This window comes from Streptosporangium canum (assembly GCF_900113865.1).
Classification (GTDB): domain Bacteria; phylum Actinomycetota; class Actinomycetes; order Streptosporangiales; family Streptosporangiaceae; genus Streptosporangium; species Streptosporangium canum.
In genome coordinates, this window is record NZ_FOQY01000036.1 from 1 (window position 1) to 13,492 (window position 13,492).

The following is a 13,492-nucleotide window of genomic DNA, read 5'->3' on the forward strand; positions in this document are numbered from 1 at the left end:
ACCTGCTCAAGGACGGCTCGCGGCTGGCCGGCCGGTCGGGGAAGCTGGCCCGCCTGGAGGAACTGGCCGAGGAGATCGTCGAGGAGGGCGACAAGGCCCTGGTCTTCACCCAGTACACCGAGTTCGGCTCCCTCCTGCAGCCCTACCTGACCGCCCACCTGGACCGGCCGGTGCTGTGGCTGCACGGCGGACTGCCCAAGAACCGGCGCGAGGAACTGGTCGAGCGCTTCCAGCACGACGACGAGCCGATGCTGTTGCTGCTGTCGCTGAAAGCGGCCGGCACCGGCCTCAACCTGACCGCCGCCAACCACGTGATCCACGTGGACCGGTGGTGGAACCCGGCGGTGGAGAACCAGGCCACCGACCGGGCCTTCCGGATCGGCCAGAGCAGGAACGTCCAGGTCCGCAAGTTCATCTGCGTGGACACCCTGGAAGAACGGATCGACGAGATGATCGAACGCAAGAAGGCACTCGCCGACAGCGTGGTCGGCGCCGGCGAGGACTGGATCACGAACCTGTCCACCGAGCACCTGCGCGAGCTGTTCAGCCTCGGCCCGGAGGCCGTCTCGTGAGCGGGCGGGGGGCGTTCCGCGCGCCTGCCTCCGAGCCACCGGGCGAGGAGAGGGCATGAGCGGCACCGGCTGGTTCGAGGCCGCCCGGCCGATCCGGGTCGAAGGCGGCATCCGGGTGCGCAGCAAGCGGGGCTCGATCGGCGAGCAGTGGTGGTCGCGCCGGTTCATCGACATCCTTGAGCGCGTCTGCGACAGCGGAAGGCTCAGCCGGGGGCGTTCGTACGCGCGATCCGGCCAGGTCCTCGACCTGGAGCTCGCCCCCGGCCTGGTCAAGGCCCGGGTCCAGGGATCGAGGAGGACTCCTTACAAGGTCGGGGTCAAGATCACGGCCTACGACGCGGAGCAGTGGCGGGCTCTCACCGGGGCGCTGGCCGCGCAGGCCCTCTACCGCGCGAAACTGCTCGCCGGGGAGATGCCGGCGGAGATCGAGGATGTCTTCCGCCGGTGCCGCCTTCCGCTCTTCCCCACCGAGCGCGACCTGGGCATGGACTGCTCGTGTCCTGACTGGGGCTTCCCCTGCAAGCACCTGTCGGCTGTGCTGTACGTGCTGGCCGAGGCGTTCGACGACGACCCGTTCCTGGTGCTGGCCTGGCGGGGCATGGCCAAGGACGTCCTGCTCGGCGCCCTCCGCGAGACAGGCGGCTCCGGCGGGGAGGAGCCGGCCCGGCCGGGGCTGTTCGACGTGACCGACGCGCCGTTCGCCGAACGGCTGGCGGACTTCTACGCGCCCGGCGTCTCCCCCGCCCGCCTGCGAGACCGTACGGCACTGCCCGTCACCCCGCCCGACCTGCTGTTGCGCACCCTCGACCCGCCGCCGGTCACGGCGAGGCGGACCCCGATCCTGGACCTCCTCCGGCCCGCCTACCAGGCACTCGCCGAGCACGACGACGCCTGAGCCGTCGCGCCGGCCGCTCAGAGCCGGGAGCGACCCGTCACGAGCCTGTCCGGATGGTGCCGTGATCCGCCCCCACCCGGAAGCCCCGGGAACGCACCTTTTGGCAGGGTTGGATGTACGGGGTGCGTTGTGTGATGGTACGTCTATTCCCTGTGACCCGAAGGCTTCATGAGCTGGACGCGCTCCGCGGCTTCGCGGTGTGCGGGATCATGCTGGTCAACACCTGGCAGCACACCCGCGAGCAGCTCGGCGACCCGGGCCGGAACGCGGTCGACTGGGCGATCGACAACCTCCTGCAGAGCAGGTTCTATCCGATCTTCTCGTTCCTGTTCGGCCTGAGCTTCGTCCTCTTCCTGCGGTCCGCGGCCGCGCGGACGGACCACCCCCGGGTGGTGCTGCTGCGCAGGCTCGCGGTGCTGGCGTGCTTCGGCCTGGTCCACCAGCTCGTGAACCCGGGTGAGGTGCTCCTGCCGTACGCGATCTTCGGGGCGCTGGTCCTGCTGCCCGCCTCCTTCCTCCCCCGGCCGGGGGTGCCGGTGCTGGGGCTGGCCGTCACCGCCTGGGCGGTGCACGAGGGGGGCGGGATGAAGCTCATCCCGGGACTGTTCCTGCTGGGCATGGCCGTGATGGAGTATCCGCCGCCCGAGTGGCTGCTGCCCCCCTTCTTCGTGGTCACCGCCGCGCTCGCGGTGGGGCTCGGCTACCTGTGGATCCGCACCCTCGACGATTTCGGCCTCTTCTACCGGGGCACCTATCCGGCCGCCGGGCTGGCCGCCGCGGCGGCCTACTGCACCGGGCTGCTGCTGCTCCTGCGGTCCCGGCCACGCGGCGCGCTGCTGGCGGTCCTGGCCCCGCTCGGCCGGATGGCGCTGACGAACTACCTGGCCAGCACCGCGGTCATCCTGCTCGCGCTGCCGCTGCTCACCGCGGACCCGACCCGGATCACCGGGGTGCTGCTGGCCACCGGCGTGCTGGCGCTCCAGGTCGTCCTCAGCCGGATGTGGCTGGCCAGGTTCAGGTACGGCCCGCTGGAATGGGTGTGGCGCCGCCTGACATGGATGGAGCCGGTGCCGAACCGCCGGATAGGGTCGAACGCGTGACACGCATCGCCCTGTGCCAGATACCGGTCTCCGAGGAGCCCGCCGCCAACCTGCGCAGTGCCCGGCAGGCGCTGGAGCGGGCCGCCGCCGACGGCGCCGACCTGGCGATCTTCCCCGAGGCCACGCTCACCCGGTACGGCAGGCGGATCACCGACCTGGCCGAGCCGCTGGACGGTCCCTTCGTCACCGGCCTGGCCGAATCCGCCAAGGCCCACGGCCTGGCCGTGATCGCCGGAGTGTTCGAGCCGGGAGAGGACCGGGTCCACAACACCGCGGTGGCCATCGGCCCCGGAGGCGGGATCGAGGCCGCCTACCGGAAGATCCACCTGTTCGACTCCTTCGGCGCCCGCGAGTCCGAGCTGGTCGCGCCGGGCGGCGCCCCGGTCGTGGTGGAGCTGGCCGGGCTCCGGATCGGCCTGGTCACCTGCTACGACATCCGGTTCCCGGAGCTGACCCGGGCCCTGGTCGACCAGGGGGCCGACCTGTTCGCGGTGATCGCCGCGTGGGGATCGGGCCCGATGAAGGAGGAGCACTGGGTCACCCTGGTCCGGGCCCGCGCGATCGAGAACACCACCTGGGTGGCCGCGGTGGGCCAGGCGCCGAACCCGGAGGCCCGCGACGGCTTCGGGATCGGCCGGAGCATGCTGGTCGATCCGATGGGCGTGGTCCGCTCCGACCTGGGTCCCGCGCCCGCCGTGCGGACCTGCGAGCTGGACCCGCAGATCACGATTGCCACCCGGAATGCCCTACCGTGCCTGGAACACCGGCGACTGCCTCTCGGCAGATCGTAAAATGCGACCGTGAGTGAGCCACCTGGGCGTAGAACGCAGATGCAGAAGGTCATTCCGCCCCGGCTGCTCGTGCCCTATCTGGCCGGCAGGCGGACGGTGATCTCCGGATATGTCTACCGAGTGCAGGACTGTGCCCGGCTGACGACCCCCGCCGAGCTCTTCGCCGGGCTCGACCTGGGCTTCGACGGCTCGGAGCTGACGAGCACGGTCCCGGAGATCTATCTCATGCGCTGGTTCGCCCGCGACATGGACAGCTACGTCGTGCCGTACGGCCCGCACATGGGCGGCGACTGGAACGATTCACCGCCGTTCGCCGGGAACGGCTTCACGACCTCGCGCGAGCACGTCGTACCGCAGTTCCACACCACGCCGATGCCGATCCCGGCGGGAGCGGAGATCATCCACGTGACCGCCGACGAGGAGCGCCTCTTCGGCCTCTACGACGGACTGAGCTGGAGGCCGGCCTCATGAGCCCCGAGATCGAGCCGGTGGCCTCCGGCTTCGTCGCCCACTACGCCGAGCGGACCTACGCGGCCGCGCTCGGTCCCGGCGGCGACGAGGTCGTGCTGTTCAACGAGGAGGCCCAGGAGGGCTTCGAGGCCGCCTCCGGCTACTGGCGGACGGTGGTCGCCCGCGAGGAGCTCGACTGGCTGGTGCTGGTCCGCACGGTCGGCGCGTTCGGCGGCGAGCCGTGCCTCATCCTCGACGTCTCGGAGGAGAACGGCGAGGAGAGCCTGCACATCGCCTACACCGGGCACAGCGGCATGAAAGCCGAGGCGCTGGGCTACTGGATGGTCGACCACGGCGCCTACGAGGTCGTCGTCCCCCGTGACGAGGTCTTCTCCCTCCGGATCGAGCGCCTGCCGATCCCCATGGACCCCTCGCGGTCGGAGCCCTAGGGCGGGTGAACCGGCGGGACCTGTCAACCGGCGGGCCCCGCAGGTGTCTCGACAGTGTGATCGACCTTTCCGTCTCCACACCTCCCTCGTTCGCCGAGCTGTTCGCGGCGCACCATCTGTCGATGGTGCGGCTGGCCGGACTGCTCGGCGCCGACGACCCGGAGGACATAGCCCAGGAGGCGTTCGCCCGCCTCCACACACGGTGGTCGCGGCTGCGCGACGGCGGGGCGGCCCTCGCCTACGTGCGGTCCACCGTGTGCAACCTGACCCGTAACCGGCTGCGCCATCTGCGGCTGGTACGGCTGCGCCCGCTCGCCCCACCACCGGCCGCGCACAGCAGCGAGCACGTGGTCATCGTCGCCGAGAAGCACCGGGAGCTGCTGTCCGCCGTCGACCGCCTCCCACGCCGCCAGCGTGAGGCCCTCATCCTGCGCTACTGGCTGGACCTGTCCGAACGGGAGATCGCCGACGCGATGGGCGTCTCCCCCGGCTCCGTCAAGACACACACGAGCCGGGGCCTGTCCGCCCTCGGCAGGGCCCTCCGGGAGGAATCATGAGCGATCTCGAAGAGCGCCTGCGCGCCGCGCTCGACGCCCGCGCCGGCACGTACACCGCGGCTGCCGACGCCTGGCTGGGCGTGCGGCGCCGTACGCGCGGCAGGAGGCTGCGCCGCTGGGCCGCGGTCCCCGTCATGGCCGCGGTGGCCGCGGCGGCCTGGTTCGCCGCCGGCCTGCCGGCGGGAGACGGAGGTGACACGACCGCGGCGTCCGTGAGCGCTGCCGGGCAGTCGTTCGAGAAGGAGCTGCGGGACTATCCACCCATCGGAGAGGTGCTCGCGATCCCGCATCCGGACTACCCCGACGTCCCGATCCGTGCCTGGTACAGCCGCGGGAAAGAAGCCGGCCCGCTGCGCTTCTGCGGGGCGCGGCAGGTCACGGACGCGGGCGGCACCGTTTCCGTCTGCAAACCCGTCGAGCACTGGGACGGGGAGGAGGCCGGGAGGATCGGCGGCACGACCGGCAGCGTCCCCTTTCCCGCCGAGATCGTCGTCTTCGGCGCGGCCAAGGAGTCCGTCCACGCGGTCAAGGCGACCGTCGGCGGTGACCGGAGCTTCCCCGGCACCGTGATCCGCGGCCGGGGCATGCCGTTGCCCGTCTGGGCCGTCCGGTTCCCCGGCGACTCCCTCGGCACTCCTCCCGCCGTCAGCTATGTCTTCGCCGACGAGCGCGGGAAGCCGCTCCAGCGGCTGGACGACGTCATCACACCGGCCTGTCACAAGGACCGCGCTCCCGCCGGTGCGGGTGTCCCCCTGCCTGGCGGGATCAGCGCCCACCTCCACGCCGCCAACTGCCTGGTGTTCTGGCGCGACGGCATGCAGGCGGGGCTGGTCGGCGGCGACTCCCGCGCGACCTTGGGCGCCGGCTTGGAGCAGATGAAGGCCCCGGTCACCGTCTGGGTCGGTCCCGGGCAGGCGGTGGACAGCCTCTGGTACGGCTACACCGGCGCGGGGACGGCCCGGGTCGAGCTGCGGCTCCGCGGCGGCGAGCGGGTGTCCGCCGACACGATCGGCGCGTTCCCGGAGCAGGGCATCCGCCTGTTCGGGGGGGAACTTCCCGCCGGAGCCGACCCGAACCGGGACGGCGCCGTATATGTCGGCTTCGACGCGGCCGGCGACGAGCTCTGGCGGCATGAGGTGCCCCAGCGGAGACCCAGAGGAGCCCGCACACCCGCGCCCGGAGACTCCGGCCAGAACGGCCATGGTGGTCTTCGGGTCCCGCTCACCGGGACCCGATAGCGGACGATCGGCCGATCAGCCCCTGGCCGCCGTCGCCGTCGGCACCGTGGGGTTCGCCTCGGCGTGTCCTGCCATCCGGACCCGGGCGGCAGACCCCCGCACCGCCGGATGGAGAAGGCACGACAGGCAGCCGGGAGCCGACGCGATCCTCGCCGGCCACCCCCTAGACGCCGAGCCGCCGGTAGCGGGCCAGGCGGGTGGTGAGGCGGTCCGCGGGGGCCCGCCTCAGCAGGCCGGCGATCTCGTATTCGAGGGCGCCGGCCACCCGGCGGCAGAAGGCCTCCGGCTCGTAGGCGGCGTCGGGCAGCTCCGGGATGATCCGGTCCACGATGCCGTCGCGCCGCAGGTCGGTGGATTTCACGCCCTGCGCGGCGGCGATCTCCGGGGCGAAGTCCACGCTCCGGTACAGCAGCGCCGAGGACCCCTCCGGGGGCAGCGGGGACAGCCAGGCGTGCTGGGCGCAGAGCACCCGGTCAGCCGGGAGCAGCGCCAGGGCCGCGCCGCCGGCCCCCTCGCCGAGCAGCAGGCAGACGGTCGGGGCGTCGAGCACCACCAGGTCGGCCAGGGAGCGGGCGATCTCCGCGGCCAGTCCGCCCTCCTCGGCCGCCTTGGACAGCGCGGCCCCGGCGGTGTCGACCACGGTGACCAGCGGCAGGCCCAGCTCGGAGGCCAGGCGCATGCCCCGCCGCGCGACCCGGAGCCCGGCCGGGCCCAGCGGGGTCACGACGCGCCGGCGACTGCGGTCCTGGCCGAGCACGACGGCGGGGGCCGCGCCGAAGCGGGCCAGGGCGAGGAGCATGCCGGGGTCGTTCTCGCCCTCGCCGGTGCCGTTGAGCGGGGTGACGTCGGAGGCGCCGAGCTTGAGCAGCGCCCGCACGCCGGGGCGGTCGTCCCGGCGTGAGCGGCTGATCGCGTCCCACGCCTCGATCGGCTGGACGCGCTCGTCCGGCTCGGGCCCGCTCTCCAGCCCCTCGCGCGGAGCGCACAGGACGGCGAGCGCCCGGATCGCGATGCGCCGCGCGTCCTCGGCGGAGACGACCGCGTCGACCAGGCCGTGGGCGAAGAGGTTCTCGGAGACCTGCACGCCCTCCGGGAAGGGGTAGCCGTGCAGCGACTCGAACACCCTCGGCCCGAGGAATCCGATCAGCGCGCCCGGCTCGGCGGCGGTGACATGCCCCAGCGAACCCCAGGAGGCGAAGACCCCGCCGGTGGTGGGGTGGCGGAGATAGACGACGTACGGCAGGCCGGCTGCGCGGTGCGCGACCACCGCGGCGGTGATCTTCACCATCTGGGCGAAGGCCAGCGCGCCCTCCTGCATCCGGGTGCCCCCGGAGGCCGGGGCGGCCAGCAGCGGGAGCCCCTCGGCCGTGGCCCGCTCGATCGCGGCGGTCAGCCGCTCGGCGGCGGCCACCCCGATCGACCCGGCCATGAAGGAGAACTCGCAGACGACGACCGCGACCCGGCGCCCGCCGAGCAGGCCCTCCCCGGAGATCACCGACTCGTCGTATCCGGTCCTGGCCCGGGCCCTGGCCAGCTCCTCGGCGTAGTCCGACCCCGGCGCGGCCGGATCGGCGGGCGTCTCGTCCCACGACCGCCACGTCCCCGGATCGAGAACAGCGCCGATCAGCGTGCGGGCGTCGGGCCGGGTGAGGCTCATCCCCTGCCCCCGCGCGGCGGGATCCGCGTGGGACGCGCTCTCATCGTTCACGTTCCTCCAGCCACGCCAGGATCTCGTCGTTGTGCTGGCCCAGGGTGGGCGGGGCGCCGTGGCGGACGGGGGGCTCACCGTCGAAGCGGAGCGGCGGGCCGGGCAGCTCGATGGTGCCGAGCACGGAGTGGTCCACCTCGACGAGCAACCCCTGGGAGCGGGTCTGCTCCCAGGCGTAGACCTCGTCGATGGACCGGATCGCCCCGGCGGGCACGCCGATCTCGCCGAGCGCCGCCAGCCAGTGGGCCCGGTCGTGCTTGGCGAGCGCCTGCTCCATGTCGGCGATCAGCTCGTCCCGGTGCGCGAACCTCTCCCGGTTCGTCGCGTATCTCGGGATCCCGGGGTCGATGTCGAGCAGGGCGGCCACCTTCCGCCACTGCGCGTCGTTCGCCGCCGCAATCTGGATCATGCCGTCGGCGCAGTGGAACGCGCCGTAGGGGGCGATGGAGGCGTGGTGGTTGCCGTTGGCCCTGGGCACCTGGCCGCCGACCGTCCAGGCCGTGCCGTGATAGGAGTGCACGCCGGTCACGGCGGCCAGCAGCGAGGTCCGCACGACCTTGCCCCGGCCGGTCCGCTCGCGCTCGTAGAGGGCGGCGACCACGCCGTAGGCGCCGTGGATGCCGCCGAGCAGGTCGGCGATCGAGGCCCCCACCCGGTAGGGCTCGTCGGCGGACGGCCCGGTGAGGCTCATCAGCCCGGCCTCGCCCTGGGCGATCTGGTCGTAGCCTGGCCGCCCTCCCTCAGGACCGTCGTGGCCGAACCCGGTGATCGACAGGACGACCAGGCGCGGGTTGAGCTCGTGCAGCCACTCGACGGGGAAGCCCAGCCGGTCGAGGACCCCGGCGCGGAAGTTCTCGATCAGCACGTCGCTCTGCCGCACCAGGCGCTCGATCAGGGCCTTGCCCTCGGCGGACTTGAGGTCCACGGTGATCGACTGCTTGTTGCGGTTGGCGGCGAGGAAGTAGGTGGAGATGTCGCCGTCGGGGCCGACGAACGGCGGCCCCCAGCCCCGGGAGTCGTCGCCCCCGCCGGGATGCTCCACCTTGATCACGCGGGCGCCCAGGTCGCCGAGCATCTGTGCGGCGTGCGGTCCCGCCAGCGCGCGAGAGAGGTCGAGAACGACGATGTCGCCGAGTGCTCCGGGCATGATCAACCTCCTGTGGTGGTCGCCGAGCCTAGTCGAATCGGAGCGGGAAAGGCATCAGTCCCGACGTCGGCCAGCCTGCCAGGCGGCCCGCGCCGCTCCGCATCCAGGTCCGGCACGCGGGGATCCTCCCAAACGGGAGCCTCCCGTCTCCAGCCTGTCGCGCCCGTGTCCGGGCCGGAGCCCGCCGGCCCATCCCGCCCCTCCCCTTCCTCTCCGGAGGCGGGACGCCTGTCCGGCCCAGGCCGGCGCGCCTCCGTGCCCGGGATGCTGCCAGCATGAAGGGGTGGCTCTCATCGTCTCCTTCGGGGAAATCGCCGGCGCGATCCGGGAACTGCCGCCGTCGTGCGGGCCGGTCCGGGTCGTCGCGGTGGACGGTCCGGGCGGGTCGGGCAAGACGACCTTCGCCGGCCGGCTGGCGGCGGCGCTGGGCGCGCAGGTGATCCACAGTGACGACTTCCCCGTCCCGTGGGACGAGCCGCCCGTGGCGTGGTTCGAGCAGGTGGAGGAGCAGGTGCTCGGCCCGCTGGCGGCGGGGAGGCCGGGCGGGTACCGGCGCTACGACTGGGTCCGCGGCGTCTTCACCGACTGGGTGGACGTGCCGGTCGCGCCGGCGCTGATCCTCGAAGGGGTCAGCACCGCCCGGCGCGCGACCCCGGCCGCCCTCACCGTCTGGGTGGAGGTGCCCGGCGAGCTCCGGCTGGCCCGCGCCCTGGCCAGGGACGGCGCCTCCTACGCGGCGCAGTGGCGGGACTGGACACGCGCCGAGGAGGAGTGGTTCGCCGTCGACGGCACCCGCGCCCGCGCCGACCTCCTCCTCGACGGCGCCGCGGTGCCGGGCGAGTTCGTCAGGCTCACCTAGGGCTCCACCGGATCCGCCGCGCAGGGGGCGTCGCCGCAGACGTCGACCACCAGGCCGTCCCGGAGGAAGTGGGCCTTCTGCACGCGGGCGGCGGGGTCGTGACGCGGGTCCTCGTGGGGGTCGCGGCCGTACTCCGGGCCGAGCGGCGGGGTGTTGGTCGCCGGGGGCGCGGGGGCGCCGCTGTCCCAGACGACCAGCGCCGAGCCGGCGTACGGCCTGCGGGGCATGGACCTGAGCCCCCAGTACGGCGCCAGGTCGGGACTGCGCCCGGCGGCGAGGGCCGGCTGACGGATCCGGGCCCCGACCGTGCGGGCCTCCACCTCGGCCGTCACCGTGGAGACCTGGTGGTCGCCGAAGGCGACGTGCAGCAGCACGCGGTGGCGGGGCGAGCCGGCCAGCGGATCGTCGGTCAGGTGCTGGGCGTAGCCGTCCGTCTCCGCGCGATCCCAGAGCATCTGCATCAGCGCGAAGCAGATCTGCTGGGTCAGCCTGTCGGGGTAGGCGCCGTCCATCAGCCGCTGGAACGGCTGGAAGTCCACGCTGCGGTTGAGCAGCGTGCTGTAGTTCATCCCCGGCACCCCGAGCACGGCGTTGCGCACGTCGGGAGAGACGGCGACCAGCGCGCCGCCCGTGATGGCGCCCTGGCTGTTGCCGTCGTAGGCGAGATCGGCCCGCAGGTCGATCAGCGACCTGCCCCGCCCGTCCTGGAAGGCCGCGTGGCCGGCGAAACCGTCCCGGGTGATCATCGCCCGGCCGAGGAGGACGAAGTTCAGCAGGCTCTGCTGGAGCCGGTCGGTGACCGTGCCGAACCGGGAGAGGTCTCCGAACACGCTCGCCACGTGCTGGACGTCCTCGTCGGACATGCCGATCCACTTGGTGGCGCAGAACACGAAGCCGTGCTCCCCCGCCATCGCCCGCACGTTGCGGGCACGCACCTCGGTCGCCTTGCCGAGCAGGCCGTGGCCGTACAGGGAGGGGTGCGCGGGCCGCCTGAACGCCGAGCGCGGGATCTCGCACTGGTAGTGCGCCTTCACCGTGTCGCCGAGCGGGCGCGGCAGCCCGTCGGGCCCCCGGTTGAGGTTCGAGCCCGGCGGGCCGCCGGGCTTGTCGAGGTAGTTCGGGACCAGGATCTCGCCGCTGACCTCGCGGGCGATGTCGGGGTCCTGTTCGGGGGCGAGGTCGGTGACGGAGGTGACGGTGAACTTCGGCGAGCGGCCCCTGAGCGTGCGCAGTGCCCGGTCGCGCATGGTCAGGACGGGACCGGCGATGCCCTGCTCGCTGGCCACGGTGAAGTCCCAGGCCAGCTGGAGTCCCCTGGCGTCCACCCCGGCCCTGGACAGGTCTCCGAGCGTCCGGTGGAGCGCGTGCTGCCGTCCGGCGAGCGGGTCTCCGGCGGGGAGGTCGTCGGCCAGGAGCCTGGTGAAGGTCTCCGGAGCCGGCAGGTCCTCGCCCGCGGCGTTCTTCAGCCCGCGCAGGGCGACGGCGTAGCGGTGGCCCTCCTGGAAGTTCTTCGCCGGCCGGATGACGAGCGCCTGCCGGGCGGGGTCGGCGGCGCCCGCGTCGAGTTCCGCCCAGTACGGCCAGCGCTCCCCGGTCCTGGTGTCGACGATCACGATGGGGGCGTCGCGGCGCAGGGACCAGCCGATGTCGGTGACGGGTGCGGCGCCGGTCCTGGTCAGATCGACGCCGGGTAAGTGTGCCAGGAGCATGGAGCCCGGGGAGAAGCCGTCGGCCGCGTTCCACTGGGCCGGGTCGATCGGGGCGCCCGCCGCGTTGCGGGGCATGGCCTCGGCGGAGAGGTTCACCCGCAGTCCGGTGCGGGTGCGCGCGCCCGTGGTGAACCAGTCGTTGGGGAACGGCAGCAGGCACTCCGCGCCGGCGATCGGGTCGCAGCCGCCGGGGGGCGACGGGGCCGGGGTCGCGTGACCTGCGGCGGAATCGGGGCCGGCCCAGACGGGTGCGGCCGTCGCCGACGTCGCGGCCAGTACGAGAGCCGCCACCACTGTGCGCAGGCGCATGCGCCTCCTCCTCGAACCACGACTTGATCTAGCCGCAGCAGACCTCAGGAAGGCGTGCCCGTCAATGGAGGAGCGGCGAACAGGGTCTAAAACGTCACATTTCTCAGACGTCCGACGTCGTTGAGGACCCCGCCCCCGCCGCACGGAGACCGATGCGGCGGCGATCAGGGCCGGCACCGTACCGGCGAGGCTTGACGTGCGGCGGCGTCAGCCTTCATTATTTATCTACTTCATTAGTGAAAGGGTGTTGGCGGTGATCGAATTCCACCTCGACCGGGGGTCGGGGGTGGCGACATACCTCCAGCTCGTGCATCAGGTCCGGCACGCGCTCCGGCTCGGGGCGCTGCGGCCCGGCGACCGGCTGCCGACGGCCAAGGAGGTCGTGGCCCAGCTCACGATCAATCCGAACACGGTGCTGAAGGCCTACCGGGAGCTGGAGCGGGAGGATCTGGTCGTCGGGCGGCCCGGACTGGGCACGTTCGTGGAGCGGTCGCTGGGCGAGACGTCCATGAGCGACCGCGTGCGGCTACGCGCCGAGCTGGTCCAGTGGGTGCGCAACGGCCGCCAGGCCGGCCTGGGCCAGGAGGACATGCAGGCACTGATCGCCACGGTCCTGGGCGACACGTTCCGAGAGGAGATCGCGTGACCGCGCCGGCCGCGTTGGAGGCCACCGGCCTGGGCAGGCGCTACCGGCGGACCTGGGCGCTGCGCGACTGTTCGGTGGCGGTGCCGTCCGGGCGGGTCGCCGCACTGGTGGGACCGAACGGCGCGGGCAAGACGACCCTGCTCCACCTGGCCGTGGGCATGCTCGCCCCGACCACGGGCGAGGTGCGGATCTTCGGCCGGCCGGTCCGCGAGAGCATGGAGCGGATCGCGTTCCTGGCGCAGAGCAAGCCCCTCTACGCCGGGTTCCGGGTGGCGGAGATGCTGAGGTTCGGGCGCGAGCTCAACCCGCGCTGGGACGACGCCGCGGCCCGGCGGCGGCTGGCGGAGCTGGGCATCCCGCTGGAGCGGAGGGTCGGCGGGCTCTCCGGCGGCCAGCGGACGCAGGTGGCGCTGACCGTCGCGCTGGCCAAGCGTCCCGACCTGCTGGTGCTGGACGAGCCGCTGGCCGACCTCGATCCGCTGGCCCGCGACGACGTGATGCGCGGCCTGATGGCGGCGGTGGCGGAGACGGGGCTGACCGTGCTGCTCTCCTCGCACGTCGTCTCCGAGTTGGAGGGGGTCTGCGACTGGCTGGTCGTGGTCAACGGGGGCCGGGTCCAGGTCAGCGGCGACATCGACGAGCTGGTCGCCGGGCACCGCCTGCTGACCGGCCCCGCCGAGACCGCCGACGCGCTCGCCGCCCGGCTACCGGTCATCTCGCGGGGCGGGGCCGGGCGGCAGGCCACCCTGCTCGTCCGGGACGCCACGCCACCGCTCGACCCGCGCTGGACCGCCCGCCCGGTGAACCTGGAGGAGACGGTCCTGGCCTACCTCCGCGCCCCCGACCAGGCGACGCTCCCCCGGCCGTCTCTGGCCTCCGCCCGCTGACCCGTCCGGCCGGCCGCACGGACCCCCGCTCGCACGGCCGGCCACACGGAACCACCTGACCCGTACGACCGACCGCACGGAACCACCCGACCCGCACCGCCGACCGCACGGAACCACCCCGCTCACACGGCCGGCCATGCGGGATCACCCGGAACGACCGGGACACACCACCCGG

At 73.1% G+C, this 13,492-nt stretch carries 14 protein-coding genes; 11 read left to right on the forward strand and 3 right to left on the reverse strand.

Features of this window, described 5'->3' with window-relative positions:
* The 8 genes from BM085_RS35060 to BM085_RS35095 form a co-directional block, all read left to right on the forward strand.
* On the forward strand, positions 1-572 hold a 572-nt coding region (locus tag BM085_RS35060), incomplete at its 5' end, for a DEAD/DEAH box helicase (RefSeq protein ID WP_143121194.1).
* 55 nt (positions 573-627) lie between these two features.
* The gene (locus BM085_RS35065; protein ID WP_093891095.1) at positions 628-1,467 is read left to right on the forward strand and encodes an SWIM zinc finger family protein; all 840 of its coding nucleotides are present in this window, start codon (positions 628-630) and stop codon (positions 1,465-1,467) included.
* A gap of 152 nt (positions 1,468-1,619) precedes the next feature.
* Positions 1,620-2,567: a DUF418 domain-containing protein gene (locus tag BM085_RS35070; RefSeq protein ID WP_245789880.1), complete on the forward strand. Its 948-nt coding sequence runs from the start codon at positions 1,620-1,622 to the stop codon at positions 2,565-2,567.
* Positions 2,564-3,358, forward strand: coding sequence for a carbon-nitrogen hydrolase family protein (locus tag BM085_RS35075; protein ID WP_177245430.1), 795 nt, complete (start codon positions 2,564-2,566; stop codon positions 3,356-3,358). The genes BM085_RS35070 and BM085_RS35075 overlap by 4 nt, the downstream gene beginning before the upstream one ends.
* Positions 3,359-3,367: 9 nt before the next feature.
* Positions 3,368-3,829: a hypothetical protein gene (locus BM085_RS35080; RefSeq protein WP_245789881.1), complete on the forward strand. Its 462-nt coding sequence runs from the start codon at positions 3,368-3,370 to the stop codon at positions 3,827-3,829.
* Positions 3,826-4,257 carry a hypothetical protein gene (locus tag BM085_RS35085; RefSeq protein WP_093891099.1) on the forward strand — a complete coding sequence of 144 codons (432 nt, stop codon included), beginning with the start codon at positions 3,826-3,828 and terminating at the stop codon, positions 4,255-4,257. The genes BM085_RS35080 and BM085_RS35085 overlap by 4 nt, the downstream gene beginning before the upstream one ends.
* 56 nt (positions 4,258-4,313) lie before the next feature.
* Positions 4,314-4,814 carry a SigE family RNA polymerase sigma factor gene (locus tag BM085_RS35090; protein ID WP_093891100.1) on the forward strand — a complete coding sequence of 167 codons (501 nt, stop codon included), beginning with the start codon at positions 4,314-4,316 and terminating at the stop codon, positions 4,812-4,814.
* Positions 4,811-6,052 carry a hypothetical protein gene (locus BM085_RS35095; RefSeq protein ID WP_093891101.1) on the forward strand — a complete coding sequence of 414 codons (1,242 nt, stop codon included), beginning with the start codon at positions 4,811-4,813 and terminating at the stop codon, positions 6,050-6,052. The genes BM085_RS35090 and BM085_RS35095 overlap by 4 nt, the downstream gene beginning before the upstream one ends.
* Positions 6,053-6,215: 163 nt before the next feature.
* On the opposite strand, the gene BM085_RS35100 is transcribed toward BM085_RS35095, so the two are convergent.
* Together BM085_RS35100 and BM085_RS35105 are read right to left on the reverse strand one after the other, a co-directional pair.
* Positions 6,216-7,709 carry a carboxyl transferase domain-containing protein gene (locus tag BM085_RS35100; RefSeq protein ID WP_093891163.1) on the reverse strand — a complete coding sequence of 498 codons (1,494 nt, stop codon included), beginning with the start codon at positions 7,707-7,709 and terminating at the stop codon, positions 6,216-6,218.
* A gap of 40 nt (positions 7,710-7,749) precedes the next feature.
* Positions 7,750-8,907, reverse strand: coding sequence for a CaiB/BaiF CoA transferase family protein (locus tag BM085_RS35105; RefSeq protein ID WP_093891102.1), 1,158 nt, complete (start codon positions 8,905-8,907; stop codon positions 7,750-7,752).
* A 283-nt stretch (positions 8,908-9,190) separates the two neighbouring features.
* On the opposite strand from BM085_RS35105, the gene BM085_RS35110 reads away from it, so the two are divergent.
* A complete protein-coding gene (locus tag BM085_RS35110; RefSeq protein WP_093891103.1) occupies positions 9,191-9,766 on the forward strand; it encodes a uridine kinase family protein in 576 nt (191 codons plus the stop codon).
* Here the strand turns inward: BM085_RS35110 and BM085_RS35115 are convergent.
* On the reverse strand, positions 9,763-11,784 hold the full coding sequence (locus tag BM085_RS35115) for a hypothetical protein (protein WP_093891104.1): 2,022 nt from the start codon (positions 11,782-11,784) through the stop codon (positions 9,763-9,765). The genes BM085_RS35110 and BM085_RS35115 overlap by 4 nt on opposite strands.
* 253 nt (positions 11,785-12,037) lie before the next feature.
* Between BM085_RS35115 and BM085_RS35120 the strand changes: the two genes are divergently transcribed.
* Together BM085_RS35120 and BM085_RS35125 are read left to right on the forward strand one after the other, a co-directional pair.
* The gene (locus BM085_RS35120) at positions 12,038-12,430 is read left to right on the forward strand and encodes a GntR family transcriptional regulator (protein WP_093891164.1); all 393 of its coding nucleotides are present in this window, start codon (positions 12,038-12,040) and stop codon (positions 12,428-12,430) included.
* A complete protein-coding gene (locus tag BM085_RS35125; RefSeq protein ID WP_093891105.1) occupies positions 12,427-13,317 on the forward strand; it encodes an ABC transporter ATP-binding protein in 891 nt (296 codons plus the stop codon). Before BM085_RS35120 ends, BM085_RS35125 begins: the two co-directional genes overlap by 4 nt.
* Positions 13,318-13,492: the final 175 nt, after the last annotated feature.